Source organism: Amycolatopsis magusensis, from assembly GCF_017875555.1.
Taxonomy (GTDB): domain Bacteria; phylum Actinomycetota; class Actinomycetes; order Mycobacteriales; family Pseudonocardiaceae; genus Amycolatopsis; species Amycolatopsis magusensis.
In genome coordinates this window covers 2,929,394-2,946,969 of the sequence record NZ_JAGGMS010000001.1, presented here as the reverse complement: position 1 = coordinate 2,946,969, position 17,576 = coordinate 2,929,394, and the positions used below count along the sequence as shown (strand labels likewise).

13 protein-coding genes are annotated in these 17,576 nt (G+C 71.1%); 6 read left to right on the top strand and 7 right to left on the bottom strand.

Going from position 1 to position 17,576, the window contains the following annotated elements; genetic code table 11:
- Positions 1–16 precede the first annotated feature (16 nt).
- Positions 17–679, bottom strand: coding sequence for a hypothetical protein (locus tag JOM49_RS13515; protein WP_209664638.1), 663 nt, complete (start codon positions 677–679; stop codon positions 17–19).
- 195 nt (positions 680–874) lie between these two features.
- Here JOM49_RS13515 and JOM49_RS13510 point away from each other — a divergent pair, with 195 nt between their 5' ends.
- Together JOM49_RS13510 and JOM49_RS13505 are read left to right on the top strand one after the other, a co-directional pair.
- Positions 875–3,823: an AfsR/SARP family transcriptional regulator gene (locus JOM49_RS13510; RefSeq protein WP_245369322.1), complete on the top strand. Its 2,949-nt coding sequence runs from the start codon at positions 875–877 to the stop codon at positions 3,821–3,823.
- Positions 3,824–3,907: 84 nt separating this feature from the next.
- The gene (locus tag JOM49_RS13505; RefSeq protein WP_209664637.1) at positions 3,908–5,146 is read left to right on the top strand and encodes a DUF8814 domain-containing protein; all 1,239 of its coding nucleotides are present in this window, start codon (positions 3,908–3,910) and stop codon (positions 5,144–5,146) included.
- A gap of 182 nt (positions 5,147–5,328) precedes the next feature.
- Here the strand turns inward: JOM49_RS13505 and JOM49_RS13500 are convergent, their stop codons facing one another.
- The 3 genes from JOM49_RS13500 to JOM49_RS13490 all read right to left on the bottom strand — a co-directional run bounded on the left by JOM49_RS13500 (position 5,329) and on the right by JOM49_RS13490 (position 9,634).
- Positions 5,329–6,801: an alpha/beta hydrolase gene (locus JOM49_RS13500; RefSeq protein ID WP_209664636.1), complete on the bottom strand. Its 1,473-nt coding sequence runs from the start codon at positions 6,799–6,801 to the stop codon at positions 5,329–5,331.
- A gap of 63 nt (positions 6,802–6,864) precedes the next feature.
- Positions 6,865–8,724 (bottom strand): sialidase family protein, encoded by a 1,860-nt coding sequence (locus JOM49_RS13495; RefSeq protein WP_209664635.1) that lies wholly within the window; start codon positions 8,722–8,724, stop codon positions 6,865–6,867.
- Positions 8,725–8,731: 7 nt separating this feature from the next.
- Positions 8,732–9,634 (bottom strand): M23 family metallopeptidase, encoded by a 903-nt coding sequence (locus JOM49_RS13490; protein ID WP_209664634.1) that lies wholly within the window; start codon positions 9,632–9,634, stop codon positions 8,732–8,734.
- 284 nt (positions 9,635–9,918) lie between these two features.
- Between JOM49_RS13490 and JOM49_RS13485 the strand changes: the two genes are divergently transcribed.
- Positions 9,919–10,665: a FadR/GntR family transcriptional regulator gene (locus tag JOM49_RS13485; protein WP_209664633.1), complete on the top strand. Its 747-nt coding sequence runs from the start codon at positions 9,919–9,921 to the stop codon at positions 10,663–10,665.
- Here JOM49_RS13485 and dprE2 read toward each other — a convergent pair.
- The 3 genes from dprE2 to JOM49_RS13470 all read right to left on the bottom strand — a co-directional run bounded on the left by dprE2 (position 10,662) and on the right by JOM49_RS13470 (position 13,985).
- Positions 10,662–11,405 carry a decaprenylphospho-beta-D-erythro-pentofuranosid-2-ulose 2-reductase gene (gene dprE2 / locus JOM49_RS13480; protein ID WP_209664632.1) on the bottom strand — a complete coding sequence of 248 codons (744 nt, stop codon included), beginning with the start codon at positions 11,403–11,405 and terminating at the stop codon, positions 10,662–10,664. The two genes, JOM49_RS13485 and dprE2, sit on opposite strands and share 4 nt — an antisense overlap.
- An 18-nt stretch (positions 11,406–11,423) precedes the next feature.
- Positions 11,424–12,974 (bottom strand): alpha/beta hydrolase, encoded by a 1,551-nt coding sequence (locus JOM49_RS13475; protein WP_209664631.1) that lies wholly within the window; start codon positions 12,972–12,974, stop codon positions 11,424–11,426.
- A gap of 87 nt (positions 12,975–13,061) precedes the next feature.
- On the bottom strand, positions 13,062–13,985 hold the full coding sequence (locus tag JOM49_RS13470; protein WP_209664630.1) for a proteasome assembly chaperone family protein: 924 nt from the start codon (positions 13,983–13,985) through the stop codon (positions 13,062–13,064).
- A 271-nt stretch (positions 13,986–14,256) separates the two neighbouring features.
- Here JOM49_RS13470 and JOM49_RS13465 point away from each other — a divergent pair, with 271 nt between their 5' ends.
- From JOM49_RS13465 to JOM49_RS13455, 3 genes are all read left to right on the top strand, one after another.
- A complete protein-coding gene (locus JOM49_RS13465; protein ID WP_209664629.1) occupies positions 14,257–15,672 on the top strand; it encodes an acyl-CoA carboxylase subunit beta in 1,416 nt (471 codons plus the stop codon).
- 21 nt (positions 15,673–15,693) lie between these two features.
- Positions 15,694–16,452, top strand: a complete 759-nt coding sequence (locus tag JOM49_RS13460; protein ID WP_209664628.1) for a thioesterase II family protein — start codon at positions 15,694–15,696, stop codon at positions 16,450–16,452.
- Between the two features lie 126 nt (positions 16,453–16,578).
- The gene (locus JOM49_RS13455; protein WP_209664627.1) at positions 16,579–17,556 is read left to right on the top strand and encodes an alpha/beta hydrolase family protein; all 978 of its coding nucleotides are present in this window, start codon (positions 16,579–16,581) and stop codon (positions 17,554–17,556) included.
- Positions 17,557–17,576: the final 20 nt, after the last annotated feature.

Genomic DNA, 17,576 nt, shown 5'->3' with positions numbered 1-17,576 from the left:
TCCCTATCGGGTCGCCTCACGAGGCGAAGTCGGTGATGCCGTTGCTGCAGGCTTCGAGCACGGGGCTGGTCGCCGAGTAGTTCGCGACGCAGGTCTTGTAGTGCACCCAGCCGCCGTCGGGCACGCTCACGACCTTGTCCACCTGCGTGCCGTTGCCGCTCGAGTTCCAGACGTAGAGCGGGCCGATGCCGCCCTTGAGCCAGTACGCGACCACCGCGGACTTGCCGTCGGCGTCGCGGTCCCACACCGAGAAGCGGGCGTCCGAGGAGCGGAAGAGTCCTTCGGCGGCGCAGGCGCCGGTCGAGCATTCGGCGCTGCCGCTGCCGACCCCGCAGTCGGGGGCGATCCGGCCGTCCGAGCCGGTTTTCACGTAGGTATCGGAGATGTAGCCGCCGAGTGCGGGGATGTAGTCCCACAGCGTCGAGGTCCCGAGCGGGCCGGTGACCGAGGGACCGGTGGTCTGGCAGTCGATGCTGACCGCGGCGCCGTTGGCCACGGTGCGGACCACGGTCGCGGCGGTGGTCGGCGCCCGGCGGACGTTGAGCGGATCACCGGCCGTCTGCACCGTGCCGGGTGCGGCCGCCAGCGCCGGAGCCGCGTTGACCAGCGACAACGCCGTGGCGGCGGTGAGCACGGCCGCCACCGCGGCGGCCGATCTGCGGATCGAAGAGGGCATCATCGGCTCAGCGTGGGAGCAACTGGTACACAATCCGTACAAACCCGCGTGCACTACGCTGTATAGCCTGCTCGGGGAACGGCCACCGGTCCCCCGGACTACTCCGGGCGCCGGTGCAAATACCCACAAATGGCACTAGTCAACAGATCACGGGCCCCCATACGATCCGGTTTGTTCTACTCCAGGCGGGCGGTGCTGTTGACTGCGATCTCGTTTCGCGTACTGGGGCCGCTCGAGGTCATCGTGTCCGGCCGGGTGCTGCCGTTGGGTGGGCCCAAGCCGCGATTGCTGCTGGCCACGCTGCTGCTCCAGCCGAATGTGGCGGTCTCCGCGGACACGCTGATCGATGTGCTGTGGCCGGAAAGGGCACCTCGGTCCGCGGCCGCGAACATCCGCACCTACGTGCACGCCCTGCGCCGGCGCCTGGCCGAGGGTTCGGCCGATGTCGCCGAACGCATCCAGAGCCGGTCCGCCGGATACACCCTCAGCGCCGACGCGGACGAATTGGACGCCACCCGGTTCCAGGAACTGGCCGCCCGCGCGCAGAAAATGAAGCCCGAAAAGGCGCTGGCGCTGCTGACCGAGGCCGATTCGCTCTGGCGCGGCGAGGTGCTCGAAGACCTGCCGCACAGCCACACCTGGGGCTCCACCGTGGCGCGGCTCAACGAACTCCGGCTGTCCACCCAGGAACAGCGCCTCAAGACCCGCGTGGAACTGGGCCACCACACCGACGCCATCGTCGAACTGCGCGGCCTGCTCGCCGACCACCCGCTGCGCGAGGAACTGTGGGAGCAGTTGATCATCGCGCTCGACGCCGACGGGCGGAACGCCGAGGCGCTGCGGGCCTACTCCCAGGTCGAGCAGGTGCTGCTGGACGAGCTCGACACCGAGCCGGGTCCGCGGCTGCAGGGCCTGCACACCCGGCTGCTCGCGGCGAACCGGCACACCGGGTCGAGACCGGTGGCGCCCGGCCCCAACCCCTTCCCGATCTGCCAGCTGCCCTTGGACCTGCCCGACTTCACCGGCCGCGCCGAGGTGGTCGGTGACCTGGTCGGCCTGCTGCGGCAGCAGCGGGCCAGCGGCTCGCCCGCGATCGTGGTGCTCTCGGGCGCGCCGGGCGTCGGCAAGTCGTCCATCGCCGTGCGGGTGGCCCACGAACTCCGCGCCGAGTTCCCCGACGGGCAGTTGCACCTCGACCTCGGCGGCACCTCGCCGTCCCCGCGCACCCCGATGGAGGTGCTGCCGGAAATCCTGCGCGCGCTGGGCGTCCCGGACCCGGCCATGCCACGCACGCTGGCGGAACGTTCGGCGTTGCTGCGTTCGCGGTTGTCCCGTCGGCGCATGTGCCTGGTGCTCGACGACGTCGGCAGCGCCGCGCAGATCCGGCCGCTGCTGCCCGGCGCGGGGGCGTGCGCGGTGCTGATCACCAGCCGCACCCGGCTGCCGGACCTCGCGGGCGCGCGGCCGATCGACGTCGAGGTGCTGCCCGACGAGGACGCGATCCGGCTGCTCGCCGGCATCATCGGCAACGACCGCGTGCGCGCCGAACCGGACAGCGCCGCCGCGATCCTCAAGGCGTGCGGGTACCTGCCGCTGGCGATCAGGATCGTCGGCGCGAAGCTGACCCACCGGCCGTCGTGGACGCTGCGGATGCTGGCCGACCGGCTGCGCAACGAGCGGCGAAGGCTCGACGAGCTGCAGGTCGGGGATCTGGCCGTGCACGCCAGCGTGACCTTGAGCTACGACATGCTGCCCCGGGGCGCGGCGCAGGCGTTCCGCGGCCTCGGCCTGCTCGGGCCCGTCCAGTTCCCCACCTGGGCGGTGGCCGCGGTGCTCGACCGCGAAGAGGCCGACGGCGTGCTCGACGTGCTGGTCGACGCGCACCTGGTGGAACTGGTCAGCTCCGACGCCAACGGCCAGCCGCACTACCGCCTGCACGACCTGCTCCGGGTGTACGCGGCCAGGCAGGGCGAGGTGGACGACAGCGAGGACGACCGGCGGGCCGTGCTCCGGCGCGTGCTGGAGGGCTACCTCTGCCTGGCGACCAGCGCGGTCGCGCGGATGCCGCTGCACTTCTTCGGGCAGCACACGGTCGGCGGTCCCGACGGCTGGCAGGTGCCGGACGCCGACGAGGTGGTCGGTGACCCGCTCGCCTGGTTCGACGCCGAGCGGCGCACCGGGGTGGCGGCGGTGGCGCTGGCCGCCCAGTGGGGACTGGACGACCTGGCCTGGCGCCTGACCGCGGCGTTCACCCCGTACTTCGACCTGCGCGGGCACCAGGCCGACTGGCAGCACACGCACGCCATCGCGCTGGCCGCCGCGCGGCGCACCGGCGACCTGCGCGGGCAGGCCATCGTGCAGCGCAACCTCGGGCAGATCCACCTGTACCAGGACGCCTACTCCGACGCGGTCACCGGTTTCCAGGAGTCCTACCGGCTCTTCCAGCAGGTCCCGGACGATCGCGGCGCGGCCATCGCGCTGGCCGGGCTGGGCAGCGCGCTGCGCATCAGCGGGCGCCGCGAGCAGGCGCTGGACCCCAGCCTCGAAGCGCTCCACCTGTTCCAGCGCGCCGGTGACCCGCACGGCGAAGCGGTCGCGAAGATCGCGATCGGCGCGTGCTGGCTGGCGGTGGACGCCTTCGACGAGGCCGAGCGCTGGTTCGTCGAGGCGTACGACCTGTGCGCGCTGATCGGTGACCGGCACCGCGAGGCACACGCGCTCAAGCGCATCGCGGTGCTGCACCAGCGCCGCGGCCACCTCACCGAAGCACGCGAGCAGGTGAGCCGGGCGATCGCGATCTTCGAAGAACTCGGTGACGACCACTGCGTCGGCTACGCGAACCAGAACCTCGGCGAACTCTGCCTGCAGAGCGGCGATCTGGCCTACGCGCAACTGCTGCTGGTGAACTCGTTCAGCGTGCACCGCCGCAACGGGGACCGCCGGTCCGAGGCGGAGGTCACCGACCTGCTCGGCCGCCTGCACCAGGCGCTCGGGCAGCCGGAACGCTCACGCGGGTATTTCGAGCGCTCGCTGTGCATCTGGCGGGAGCTGGCCGCCGACAACGAGGCCGCCGCCGTCGCCGCGCGGATGAACGGCCTGCCGCGGCTGGGTCCGGCACGCAAGCGCAGGCACATCGCCTCGGCGTGAGTTTTTTGTTTGTATCGATCGTGTACGAGCCTTCCGCAGACTTCGGCTGACCGATTTCCCCACCTGGTGGAAGGGAGGCCGGCAATGGTCCGGACCTCGAAGCTCGGCCGCAGACGCGGCGCGCGGACGGCGGTGGCCCTGTCCGCCCCGATCGCGCTCCTGCTGGCGGCCGCCCCGGTGAACGCGGCCCCGGCGCCCGGCGGCCAGTGGACCGTCCCACTGTCCTCTGTGGACGACAACGACCTGAACGTGCGCTACGCCGGGGACGCGCTCGCGCTGGCCGACCCGCACTGGAAGCGCCGCCCGGACCAGCCGGTCAGCGAGGGCTACCTGGTCGTCGGCGAGCGGGCGCTGGGCAAGCCGGCGAACCGGATCACCGCCGAACTCGCGGCGGACGTGCCCGCCGGTGCCGCGGTCGACGTGGACGTGCGTGGTCACCTCGGCGGCGAGGACTGGACCGAATGGACCCCCGCCGCGGCCGAACCGGCCGTGCTCAGCGCGTCGGTGACCACCGTCCAGGTCAGGATCGGCCTGTTCGCCCAGGATCCCGCCGCCGCGCCGTCGGTCTCGAGCGTGCGGCTGACCGCGGACGAGGGCCCGCAGGCGCGTGCCGAAGCCGCCGCGGCCCGCACCTACAAGGTCTACGCCACCCGTGAGGGCCTGGTCGGCGGCACCACGGCCAACGGGCACGTGATCAAGTCGCGCGACCACTTCGTGGCGCTGCCGTCTGGTCGCTCGCTGGCGCCGAAGAACACCGGCAACTACAGCGTCCGCGTGTGCAGGACCGACAACAGCCGCTGCGAGTACGCGCCGGTGTGGGACGTCGGCCCGTGGAACACCAAGGACGACTACTGGAACCCGTCGTCGCAGCGGCAGATGTGGAAGGACCTGCCGCAGGGCAAGCCCGAGGCGCAGGCCGCCTACCAGGACGGCTACAACGGCGGCAAGGACGAGTTCGGCCGCAAGCCGGCCAACCCCGCCGGTATCGACCTGGCCGACGGCACCTTCTGGGACGGGCTGAAGCTCACCGACAACTCGTGGGTGAACGTCTCGTACCTGTGGACCGGGTCCGGCCCGAGCGGCACGGTGAAGACCGCGGGCGACCCGATGAACGTGCGGGCCAGCGGCAGCACCACCGCGGCGATCAAGGGGCTCGCGGCGCACAACGCCAAGGTGCTCATCGAGTGCTACGTGGAAGGCGAGACGGTCACCGGGACCTACGGCACCAGCAACATCTGGAACCGCATCGGCACCGGCCACTACATCTCCGACACCTACGTCTACACCGGCTCCGACGCTCCCATCGCCCCGAAATGCGCCTGATCTGACTCGTGGGTGCGCAGGCTCGATGCGAGCCTGCGCACTCACTGTCTCGACGCACGCACCACGCGAGGTCGCGCCGGTCACTGGACTGGGTCGCGTCGTGCCGCTGGGCGGCCCAACGCGACCCAGTCCAGTGACCGGCTCAAAAGCGACCTCGCCGCCCCGCCGGAGGCGGGGCCAAATCAATGCGTTGGGCGGGTTTCGGGGGTGTCCGAGGTGGTGGTCGGCTCCGGGGACTTCGGCCAGACGGCGGCGCAGCGCGTGCCGGGCGCCGGGGTCTTCAGCGCCACCAGGTAGGTCTCCACCTGTTCACGGACGCAGGTGCTCCGCCCGAACTGCCCGTGCCCGATGCCGTCGTACTCCAGCAGCGCCGCGTTCCGCAGTTGGCGCGCCACCTCGTAGTTCCACGCACGCGGCGTGGCCACGTCGTACTTCGCCTTGGTGATCAGGATCTTCGGCGCGTCCCGCACGTCCAGGCGGTGCTGCGGGTTGCGCACCTCGGACGGCCAGCCGAGGCAGCTGGTCACGTCACTCCAGAACGGTGAGATCCGCGTGTACGGCGCGACTTTGGCCGCGCGTTCGGCGTACCGGGCCAGTTCCCCGACCCCGCGGACGTCCCACTTCCAGTCCTGGCACCAGATCGCCTGGTACGAGTTCTGCCCGGTCTCCCCCACCGGCTCGACCGGAGCGGCTGGCGACTCGACACCTTCGGCGAGCTCGCGCAGCCTCGTGGCGAGCGGGAACCACTGCTTTTCCGGTGCGTACATGCTGTTCATCAGCTCACCGCGCAACTGCTCCGCGCTCACCGGCAGCTGTCCGGCCTCGGCCTTGGCGTGCAGTTCGGTCCACACCTTGCGCACGTTCTTCCCCCGCAGCGCGCAGTCCGGCGTCCTGGCGCACCAGTCGGCGAAGGCGAGGAACGAGCCTTCGAGGTCGGCGCTCGCGGTCTCGAGGTACTTCGCGCCCGAAGTGATGCTGTGATCCATGTTGGAGTCGATGGTCATCGCGCGCACGCGGTCGCCGAACAGCTCGGCGTACTGCTGGCCGACCTGCGTGCCGTAGGAAGCGCCGTAGAAGCTGAGCTTTTCCTCGCCGAGCGCGGCGCGGATGGCGTCGATGTCGCGGACCACGCTCTCGGTGTCCACGTGGTCGAACACCGCGCCGGTCAGCTCGCGGCAGTCCTCGCCGAGGCGGCGGTTGTAGTCGAGCAGCTGCTCGTACTCCGCCTGGGTTTCCGGGTAGTCCGCCGGTCGCTGGTCGAGCAGCGCCTGCGTGCACCGGACCTCGTTGCTGCGCTTCACCCCGCGCTGGTCGAAGGTGACGATGTCGAAGCGGTCGCGCAGCACGCTGTCCTCGGGGATGCCGGGGTTCAGCGTGTACCGGTCGATGCCGGACGAACCGGGCCCGCCGGGCGCGACGAAGAGCACGCCGACGCGCTTGGCCTGGTCGCGCGCGGGCAGCCGGCCGATCGCCAGCTGGAAAGTGCCCTCGGCCGGATCCGCCCAGTCGATCGGCACTTCGAGGGTGGCGCACTCACCGGTCACCGTGCCGCCGCACGTCTCCCATTCGACCGGCGGCGCCGCGGTGGCGACCCCCGCCAGCGGCAGGAGCGCGAGCACCGCGGTGAGGGCGCCGAGTTTGACTGAACTACGCAAAGTTCCTCCCAGACGGTGCTTTTCGTGAGCACCGTGAACGTCTGGGACGAGCTTATCGTCGGCTCACCGGGTGACTTCAAGCGGCAAATGCAGCCGCAGCCCCGCAGCGGTGCCGGAACCTGTTGCCAGTGCGGCGATTTCCGCGATCGTCAGTGCACGGCCGTACAACCGGATTTCGTCGAGTGAGCCCTGCAACCGGAACTGGCCGTCGAGGCGCTGCCCGAGGTGGATGGCGAACGGCCGCCCCGGGCTCACCGAGCCGGTCAGCCCCGAGGCCGAAGCCGCGAGTTTGCCGTCCAGGTACAGCGAAGCCGTGCCGCCGGACCGCGTCAGCGCGAAGTGGTGCCACTTCTTGTCGTTCAGCGCGGCGGGCGCGTCCACGGTGACGTGCCCGGTCGGCCCGTTTTCCAGGTGCGCGCGGATCCGGCCGTTGCCGGGCTCGGCCCGCAACCAGACCTGGGAGAAGTCCTCGCCGAGATTGTAGGCCCACAACAGGGATTGGCTCGCCGTCGAAGCGCCGTAGTTGAACCAGCCGGCCCAGGTGAAGTCACCACCACCGGTCGCCAGCGCCTCGGAAAACGGCAGTTGCAGGTAGTCGTCCTTGCCGTCCAGTGCCAGCGCCTTGCCGAGGCGCCCGGTGCCCAGCGTCGCGCCCCCGCGCAGGTAGGCGTGGTGCGCACCGGCGGAATCCGGGGTCACCGGCAGTCCAGCGGTGTTGCCGTCCGGCAGGCCGAGCGTCGATTCCGCCAACGCGGCCCAGCGGATGGAGGCGTTGGCGTGGAATTCGGGCCCGGCCTCGAACAGCAGGCCGACGCTCGTCGCGCTCAACGGCACCAGGTCCGAGTAGGCCGCGTCCTGTCCCCAGACGAGCACTCCGGGTGACTGCCAGCTCACGCCCTCGTCGTAGGACGACCGGATCCGCAGCTCCTTGCGTCTGTCGCATGTGGACGGAGCAGTGAACAGCACGCGGTTGTACAGCGAGCCGTGGCCGGCCGCACGCAGCCGGACCGTGGAACCCTGCACGGTCGGGGTGACCAGGTCCGGGACGAAGGCGAACTTCTTCGAGAAGGTCTCGCCGCCGTCCGAGCTGATCGCGAACGCACGGTTGTCCCTGCCCTGGTTGACGCACTTCTTCCCGGAGCTGTTCCAGTCGTTGCGGGCGGCGGCGTAGACCCGGCCGTCGGCCAGCTCGACCGGGCTGATCTCCTGCGGCGTCAACCCGGCTGCCGGGGTGTCCACCGCACCCCGCCGCCAGGTGGCGCCCTGGTCGTCGCTGTAGATCAACGCGCCCGAGTGCGCGGAACCGATCGAGTAGTTCAGCCCCGCGACCAGCCGGCCCTCGTGCTCCCCCCGGGTGAGCACGATGCCGTGCGAAGGTCCGGTCGCCAGCCACGGCGGTGGCGAGCTGAACCCGAGTTCCCGCGTGATTTCGCGGGGCGCCGACCAGCTGACGCCGTGGTCGTCGCTGATCGACACCCTGGGCTTGCGCCCGCAGGCCGGTGCCTTCACGCACTCGTAGGTGGACAGCAGCACGATCCGGCTCGTGCCGGGCACCACGATCGGCACCGGGTTGCCCTTGGTGTCACCGAACCCCTCGATGACCACCTTCAGCGGCCCCCACGACTTCCCGCCGTCGGAGGACCGCTTGGACACCAGATCGATGTCCCCCGCGTCGGCGCAGAACTCCGCGCCGCCGTTGCGCCCTTCGGCGAAGGCGAGCAGGTCACCGTTGCCCGCTCGCACCACCGCCGGGATGCGGAAGCAGTCGTAGCCCTCCGACCGCTCCTGGTACACCGGCGTGCTGGCCACCTCGGCGTCCGCCGAAGCGGTGCTCGCCGGGGTGGCCACCAGCGAGCCCATGATGAGCGCCGGCAACAACGTCAGCTCGGTCAGCAACGCCGACCGGCCCTTCTTCACGACCATCGGACGCTCATGCCCCGCAGTGTTCGAACGGGCTCTCGTAGGACGACGCCCCGGCCGATCCGCCCCACTTCACGCACTTCGCCGGTGCCGACGCGGTGACCGGTCCGGCGTAGTACTCGAAACTGCCGCTGTCGGACTTGCGTGCCGATCCTTCTACCTCGAGGAAGGCCGAAATGGCGCTGGCGGTGCCGACACCGGTCTTCTTGATCGTGGTGACGCAGTTCGAGGAGCCGTTGTAGAGCAGGTAGGCGGTGCCCGCGGTGCCCAGCGCCTGCTCGTCGATCACCTGGTAGCCGGCGCCGCAGACCTCGGCGGGCTCGTACGGGTTCGGGTTGCCGCCGCCGCTGCAGGTGTTCTTCGAGGTCAGGGTCTGGTTCGGGTAGCCGAAGGCGACGCCGTTGAAGTAGGCCTTCTTGATGTTCGACGGGTAGGTGCTGTCCGTGGTCCGGACCTCGTAGTGCAGGTGGGGGCTGATGTTGTTGCCCGGCTTGCTGGTGTTGCCCAGCGTGCCGATCTTCTGGCCCTGGGAGACCTGCGCGCCGGCGCTGACCGAGCGGTTCTGCAGGTGGGCGTAGTAGGTGGACCAGCCGCCGCCGTGGTCGATCTTGATCAGGTTGCCGTAGCCGTTGGCCGAGCCCTGGTGCGCGGAGGTGACCACCTTGCCCGCCGCGGCGGCCACGATCGTGTCGCCGAGGTCGGCGCCTGCCGTGCTGCCGCGGTTGAAGTCGATCTCGTAGGCGCGGTGGGCGCTGGAGTTGTCGTTGTCGCCGTTCCAGGCCTGGTTGCACGGGAAGGGCAGCTGGAAGTTCGGCTGCGGTCCGGCGGCCACCGCGGGCGAGGCGGTGGCGACCACGCCCGCCAGCCCCACCAGCAGCCCGAATCCGGCGGCGAGCACGCGTCTGACTCTCATCGAGGGTCCCTTCTCCTGCGCGACTACCTGCGAGCTGAAGCATCGTGATGCCGCGCATAAAATGCGTACAAGCGCCAGACCTGGGACAATCCCGCGCGCCCACCCTCGCCGAGCCGGGGCCGGCCCCCGAGCCGAATGCTATGAGTGGGGCATTACTTGCGTTCAATGCAAGTAATGCCCCACTCATAGCATTCAAGGGTCTCGCTGGGCGGCTGTTCAGCGCGCCCAAGGTTCCTCTAAGCCCGGCTGGCTACCTTCGGCTGGCCGGGAAGGAGGACGGGTGGGTGAGCACCAAAGGCTTGACCGGGGCACCGCGGCAGGTGATCTTCGGACCGCTGCGCGAGGGCGGCCGGGTGGACGTGGTGGCCCGGCGGATCAGCCAGGCGATCGGGCTCGGCCTGATCACCGACGGCGAGCAGTTGCCCAGCGAGTCCGCGCTGGCCGACTCGCTGAAGGTGTCCACGGTGACGCTGCGCGAGGCGCTGTCCTCACTGCGCGAGCAAGGGCTGCTGGAAACCCGGCGCGGGCGCGGCGGCGGCAGCTTCGTGCGCACGCCGACCGAGCCGTCGGCGGCGCGGATGCGGAGTCTGCTGGGTGAGCTGTGCCCGCACGAGCTGCGGGAGATCGGCGACCACCACGTGGCGGTGTCGGGTGCGGCGGCCAAGCTGGCCGCGGAACGCGCGGGCGCCGAGCAGCACGCGGTGCTCGGCAAGCTGATCGGGCACCTGGCCGCGGCGAGGACCATCGGTGAGCGGCGGCGGGCGGACGCCCGGTTCCACGTCGGCATCGCGGCGGCGGCCCGGTCGAACCGGCTCACGCGCGACGAGATCACGCTGCAGGGCGAGGTCGGTGAGCTGCTGTGGCTGCCGTCGGCCGGCGACTGCCCGAACCTCGGCGCGGCGGTCGAGCAGCACAGCGACATCCTCGTCGCCATCGAGAGCGGCGCCGGGCACCTGGCCCGCTCGCGCGCCGAAGCCCACGTCGACCTGGGCATCACGCGGCTGATCGGGCTGCGCCGCCGCCTGCCTTAGCGGGGCAGGCGCCGCCAGATCGCCCGCGGCAGGTGCCGCATGACCGCGAACACCGGCCGCAGCACGCCGGGCACCCACACCTCACCGCGGCCCCTGCGCAACGCCTTGACCGTGGCGTCGGCGACCTGGTCCGGGGTGCTGGAGAACGGCGCGGGGTCCATGCCCTCGGTCATCCTGCCGACCACGAAACCGGGCCGGACCAGCAGCAACCGGACGCCGCTGCCGGTCAGCGCGTCGGCGAGGCCGCTGGCGAACCCGTCCAGCCCGGCCTTCGCCGAGCCGTACACGTAGTTCGCCCGGCGCACGCGCACCCCGGCCACCGAGGAGAACACCACCATGCTGCCGCCGCGTTGCGCGCGCAGCACGTTCGCCAGCTCGGTCAGGATCGAGACGTGCGCGACGTAATCGGTGTGGACCACGGCGAGCGCGTGGTCGGCTTGTGCCTCCGCGCGCCGCTGGTCCCCGAGGACGCCGAACGCGGTGACCACGACCGCCAGTTCGCCGTGCCGTTCGACGATGCCGTCGAGCACCTCGCGGTGCCGGGACACGTCGTCGGCGTCGAACTCGACGCGGTCCACCGTGGTGGCACCCGCGCGACGCAGCGCGGCCTCCTGTTCTTCGAGGTCCGCACTGCGCCGCGCGGCCAGGACCACCGTGCGGGCACCGCCCGCGACCAGCCGTTCGGCGACCGCGACACCGATTTCACTGCGGCCGCCGAGGACCACCACCGTTCCGCTCACGCGGAGCAGTGTGCCGGATCAGGCGACGACGGCCACGGGCGCGGTGCTCAGCGCGCTGGTGCCGGTCGGCACCGGGAGCTTGTGCCCGGGGATGGTGCCGTCACCGCCCGGCAGGACCCCGCGCACCAGGTAGTCCGCGCCGATCCGCTGCGCGTCCGGGTTGGTCACCGCGATCGGGTTGGCGAACACGCAGTGCTTGCCCGAGTCGCGTTCGGTGATCAGCACCGAACCCGGCAGGGCCTGGTGCATCTTCAGCGCGCCGGCGTACGGCGTGGCCGGGTCCTTCTCGGTCTGGAACAGCAGCGCCTTCGGCAGCCCGTTGCCGGTGATCTTCACCCGCTGTTCGGCGGGCGCGGGCCAGGTGCGGCACGCGGCGCTCGACCACAGGTTGGACCAGGCGAACTGCGAACTCGGCGCGACCTTCGCCGCGTCCGCTTCCCACACCGCGGGGTCGGCGGGCCACGGCGCATCGAGGCAGGTGACCGCGTTGAAGATGGCCGTGGCCTGCTCACCGGCCTCGGACGGCACCGGGGAGGCCCAGTCGAGCAGCCCCTGGTCGTCGCCGTCGTTGACGTAGTCGCTCAGCGCGTGCGCGAGCCCTTCCCAGCCGCTTTCGGCGTACATCGTGCCGAAGACCGCGCCCAGGAGTTCGTACGCGCCGACCGGCCCGTGCGGGGTGGCGCGGAAGTCGGCCAGCGTCTTGTTCCACGCCGCGCGCGTCTGCTCGACCGAACTGCCGAGCCCGAACACCGAGTCGTACTGCGCGATCCACGCCAGCCAGTCCTCGACCCGCTGCTGCACGGCGGGTGACTGCGCGAAGCCGGCCTGGTACCACATCTGCTCCGGTTCCGGGTTCACCAGCCCGTCGAGCACGATCCGGTCGGTGCGGCCGGGGAACAGCTCGCCGTACACCGGGCCGAGGTAGGAACCGTAGGAGAAGCCGAGGAACGAGAGCTTGTCCTCGCCCAGCCCGGCCCGCACGCGGTCCATGTCCCTGGCCACGTTCTTCGTGCCCAGGTGCGGCAGCACGGTCTTCAGCTTCGCGCCACACGCCTCGGCATAACCGCCCCACACCTTCCAGTACTCCGCGCGCGAGGCCGGTGCGTCCGGATCGGGCTGCGGTGCCTGGAAGTAGTCCGGTTCCACGCAGCTGATCGGCGAGCTGTGCTCGACCCCGCGCGGGTCCATGCCGATCAGGTCGTAGGCGTCGAGCACGTCCTTCGGCAGGCGCGTGGTCCCCGTCGAGTCCGCTTTGGACAGACGGCCGACGTACTCCGCCGCGCCACCACCGGGGCCGCCGGGGTTGACGAACAGCGAACCGCGCTTCTTGCCGGGGTTCTTCGACGGGATCTTCGAGACCAGCAAGGAGATCTGCTGGCCGAACGGCTTGGTGTAGTCCAGCGGCACCTGCACCGTGGTGCAGGTCATCTCCGGGTAGGTCCCGGCCAGGTCCTCGGGGCAGGCGCCGAACGACAGGCCCGCCTGCCGCGCCCCGGCGGGCGCCGCCGTTCCGGCGACGACCCCCAGTGCCACGGCCACCGTCATGCCGACGGTGAGCAACTTTCTCATCGAACCCCCACTAATCCGGCAGAACAGCCGGATGCTAGCGAGCCGAGAGGCCCGCGACGGGGGTTTAACGGACAAGTGAAGGCAGCGTCAGTTCTCCGGGCGCGGCGGTCCCTGCTGGTCGGCGAGGAACTGTTCGAACGCCGAACCCAGTTCGTCGGCGGTCGGCATGTGCTCGACGGTTTCGGCGAGCAGGCTGTCCTTCTCGGCTTCCGCGTCGGCGAAGGTGTCGTACTGGCGTTCCAGCGCCCGCACCACGTCGGCGACCTCGTCGGATTCCTCGACCTGCCGGTTGATCTCGGCGTCGGTGGTGCGCGCCGACTCCCGCATGCCGTCGGCGGACAGCGCCAGCCCGGTGGCGTCGATGACCGCTTCGAGCAGCCGCAGCCCGGCCGAGGCGTAGGACGCCTGCGCGAGGTAGTGCGGCACGTGCGCGGCGAAGCCCATCGCGTCGTGGCCGTGCTCGCCGAGGCGCAGCTCCAGCAGCCCGGCGATGCTGCCGGGCACCTTGAGCCGGTCCGACAGCGGCTGGTAGCCGCCGACCAGCTCCGGCCGGGTCGCGTGCGCGGTCAACCCGAGCGGCCGGGTGTGCGGCACGCCCATCGGGATGCCGTGGAAGCCGACCGTGAGCCGGACGCCCCAGCGCTGCACCAGCTGCCGCACCGCGGCCGAGAACAGCTCCCACTCGCGGTCCGGCTCCGGGCCGGTGAGCAGCAGGAACGGCGTGCCGTCGTGGTCGTGCAGCAGGTTGACCACCAGCTCGGGCGCCCGGTATTCCGCCCAGTGGTCCGTGACGTAGATCATCGGCGGGCGCCGCGCCCGGTAGTCGATCAGGCGGTCCACGTCGAACCGCGCGACCACCCGGTGCGCGAACTCGCTCAGTAGTTGCTCGGCCACCAGCCCACCGGCGGAACCGGCGTCGACGAACCCGTCGAAGTGGTGCAGGAGCACGGCCCCGGCCAGGTCCGGGACATCGGAGTCCACCTCGTACAGCTCGTCCGGATCCAGCGCCACTACCGCCTCCTGCCACTCGTCTGCCGCCCGTTCCGGCTACAACGCGAAACCGCGGCGAGTTCATCCCGCCCCGGGCTCCCACCGCACCCGGTGGCGTCAGCCTGCCAGGTCGCCCGCACCCCCCGCACCGGCCCCTACGCACCTCGGGCGCGCCGGGTAGGGGGTTGTCCGCCCGGAGCCCGCCTGCCACGTTGAAGCCGAGGCCGGCCGAGTGCCGGTACCTGGAGATTATCCCCCCAGTCCACCTCATCCGCGGGCGGAGAAACCAGCGATGTCCCTGACTGCCACCCCCAGCGAGACCGCACCGGCCGACCACCGCCACCCGGCGGTGCGCCTGGCGAAGCTGCTGGACGAGGATTCGATCACCCCGTTGCAGCCCGCCGACGACAGCGGGGTGTTCTCGGTGCGCGGCCGCATCGACGGCGCCACGGTGATCGTCTACTGCACCGACGCGACCCGGATGGGCGGTTCGCTGGGCGCGGCAGGCTCGGACCACATCATCGCCGCGATCGAGACCGCCGTGCGCGAGCGGCGCCCGGTGCTCGGGCTGTGGCACTCCGGCGGGGCGAAGCTGGCCGACGGCGTGGAGTCGATGGACGGCGTCGGGCGCATGTTCGCCGCGATGACCCGCGCCTCGGGCAAGGTGCCGCAGCTGTCCGTGGTGCTGGGGCCGGCCGCCGGTGCCGCCGCCTACGGTCCCGCGCTGACCGACGTGATCGTGATGGCCGAGACCGGCCGGGTGTTCGTCACCGGGCCCGAGGTGGTCCGCAGCGTCACCGGCGAGCAGATCGACATGGCCGGGCTCGGCGGGCCGGAGGCCCACGGCAAGCGGTCCGGCGTGGTGCACGTGACCGTGCCGACCGAGGAGGACGCCTACGCCAGCGCCCGCGAGCTCACCGGGTACTTCACCCGGCCCGGGTTGTTCGACCTGGCGAAGGTCCAGGAAGAACGGGATCTGCGTGCCTTCCTGCCGGAGTCGCCGCGGCGGGCCTACCCGGTGCACCCGCTGGTCCGCGGCCTGCTCGACGACCACGCCTTCCTGGAGTTGCAGGCCAAGTGGGCGCCGAACGTGGTGATCGGCTTCGGGCGGCTCGGCGGGCGGTCGGTCGGGGTCATCGCGAACAACCCGCTGCGCAAGGGCGGCTGCCTCGATTCGCTGTCCGCGGAGAAGGCTTCGCGGTTCGTGCGGCTCTGCGACGCCCTAGGGATTCCCCTAATCGTGCTCGTCGACGTCCCGGGCTATCTGCCCGGTGTCGGGCAGGAGTGGGACGGCGTCGTGCGGCGTGGCGCGAAGCTCCTGCACGCCTTCGCCGAGGCCGTCGTACCGCGGGTCACGCTCATCACGCGCAAGTCCTACGGCGGCGCCTACATCGCGATGAACTCGCGCTCTCTCGGGGCCACTGCGGTGTTCGCCTGGCCGGACGCGGAGGTCGCGGTGATGGGCGCGGAGGCCGCGGTGGGCATCCTGCACCGCAAGAAGCTGGCCGCCGCCGCGGACCACGAGCGGGAGGAGCTGCGGACCGGGCTGGTCGCCGAGCAGCAGCGGATCGCCGGCGGGGTGGGTCGCGCGCTGGCGATCGGGGTGGTGGACGAAGTCATCGATCCGTCGAATACTCGGGCGAGGCTCGTCCGCGCGCTGGCCGCCGCGCCCGCCGGACGGGGACACCACGGGAACATCCCGCTCTAGCAGCGACTGAAGGGACGGAGCATGACCGCGAGTACCGCCGAGGACTGGGTACGCCGGTTCCACCCCGCACCCGCCGCCCCGCACCGGCTGCTCTGCCTGCCGCACGCGGGCGGCTCGGCCAGCTACTTCTTCCCGGTCTCGCGATCGCTGTCGCCGGGCATCGAGGTGCTCGCCGTGCAGTACCCGGGCCGTCAGGACCGGCGCGCGGAACCGCTGATCGACTCGATCGAGGTGCTGGCCGACCGGGTGACCGAGGCGATCGAGGGCTGGACCGACCGGCCGCTGGCGATCTTCGGGCACAGCATGGGGGCCACGCTCGGCTTCGAGGTGGCGAGGCGGCTGGAGAAGCGCGGTGTGGTGCCTGCGGCGTTGTTCGCCTCGGGCCGCCGGGCGCCGTCCACGCACCGCGACGAACGGTTCCACGAGGGTTCGGACGCCGAGCTGCTGGCCAACGTGCGGAGCCTGGCCGGGACGGAACAGGCCCTGCTCGGGGACGACGAGATCGTGAAGATGGTGCTGCCCGCCATCCGCGCCGACTACCGCGCCGCCGAGACCTACCGCTACCCCGAGGGCCCGGACCTGAGCTGCCCGGTCTTCGCCATGGTCGGTGACGACGACCCGAAGGCGACGGTCGAGGAGGCCGGTGGCTGGGCACAGCACACCAGCGGCCCGTTCGAGCTGAAGGTGTTCCCCGGTGGGCACTTCTACCTGAACGAGCACACCCCGGCGATCCTGGACACCATCTCGGCCCAGCTTCAGGCGACCGGCAGCCGGATCTGATCCGGCGGACACGAAGGTGGCTCCCGGGGCGTATCCCGCCCGGGGGCCACATTCGTGTTTTCGCGGGTTTTTCGCCCACTAGCTGGGGTTTAGGGCAGCTTTGGGCACGCGGTTGACCATGGGGGCATGAATGACGTCGAGGAGCTCAAGCAGTTCGCCCTCGTGCACGCCCGGACGCAGGGGATCCCGCCTGAGCTGACCGAAGCGGTGCTCGGCCGGATCACCTCCGACGACGCGGCGCACCCCGGTTCGTGGACGGGAGAATGGTCCCGTGCCGCCGAAGCACACGAGGCGCGGCAGGAACTCCTCGAAGCGAGCCGGCTCTACACCATGGCCCGCTTCCCCTTCGTCGACGGCCCGGCGCGGCAGCACGCGCTCGACAAGGCCATCGACACCTTCTCCCGAGCCGGCTCCGGCCTCGAACCGTTCCAAGTGGACACCCCGCAGGGCGTGATCCGTTGCTGGCGCGGCGGAACCGGGCCGCTCCTGCTGATTTCCGGTGGCATCGTCAGCATCAAGGAGCAGTGGGCGGGCCTGCTGCTCCAGCTGACCAAGGCCGGGCTTTCCGGCGTGGTCACCGAACTCCCCCAGGCCGGCGTCAATTCGCTGCCCTACGACGTGGACAGCTGGCGGATGATCCCCGCGATCCTCGACGCCCTCGGTACCACGGAAGCCACCGGCGCCTACGCGATGATGATGAGCTTCAGCGGCCACCTCGCCCTGCGTGCCGCGGCGAACGACCCTCGCATCAAGGGAGTCCTGACCGTGGGCGCGCCGGTCAGCGGGTTCTTCACCGACGCCGGGTGGCAGCAGGCGCTGCCCCGCGTGACCGTCGACACCATCGTGCACCTGACCGGTGAGAAGCCCGGCGGCCTGGCCGACTGGGCGCTGCGGCCGGACGAACTCCGGTCGATCGACGTGCCGGTCGCCTACGTGGCCAGCAAGCACGACGAAATCATCCCGTCGCACGACATCGACCTGCTCGCCACGCACGTGGGCCGGTTCAGCCTGCTGGAGCACGACGACGTGCACGGCTCGCCCGCGCACACCGCGCAGACCGGCGCGTGGCTCACGCAGTCCCTCCAGGCAATGACCAGCAACTGACCACCGCCCCACCACCGAAA

Excerpts from the sequence above, each read along its gene's own strand:
- JOM49_RS13465 (WP_209664629.1), top strand. The coding sequence starts at position 14,257 with ATGTCCCTGACTGCCACCCCCAGCGAGACCGCACCGGCCGACCACCGC.
- JOM49_RS13515 (WP_209664638.1), bottom strand. The coding sequence starts at position 679 with ATGATGCCCTCTTCGATCCGCAGATCGGCCGCCGCGGTGGCGGCCGTG.
- JOM49_RS13495 (WP_209664635.1), bottom strand. The coding sequence starts at position 8,724 with ATGGTCGTGAAGAAGGGCCGGTCGGCGTTGCTGACCGAGCTGACGTTG.
- JOM49_RS13505 (WP_209664637.1), top strand. The coding sequence starts at position 3,908 with ATGGTCCGGACCTCGAAGCTCGGCCGCAGACGCGGCGCGCGGACGGCG.
- JOM49_RS13455 (WP_209664627.1), top strand. The coding sequence starts at position 16,579 with ATGAATGACGTCGAGGAGCTCAAGCAGTTCGCCCTCGTGCACGCCCGG.
- JOM49_RS13475 (WP_209664631.1), bottom strand. The coding sequence starts at position 12,974 with ATGAGAAAGTTGCTCACCGTCGGCATGACGGTGGCCGTGGCACTGGGG.
- JOM49_RS13490 (WP_209664634.1), bottom strand. The coding sequence starts at position 9,634 with ATGAGAGTCAGACGCGTGCTCGCCGCCGGATTCGGGCTGCTGGTGGGG.
- JOM49_RS13460 (WP_209664628.1), top strand. The coding sequence starts at position 15,694 with ATGACCGCGAGTACCGCCGAGGACTGGGTACGCCGGTTCCACCCCGCA.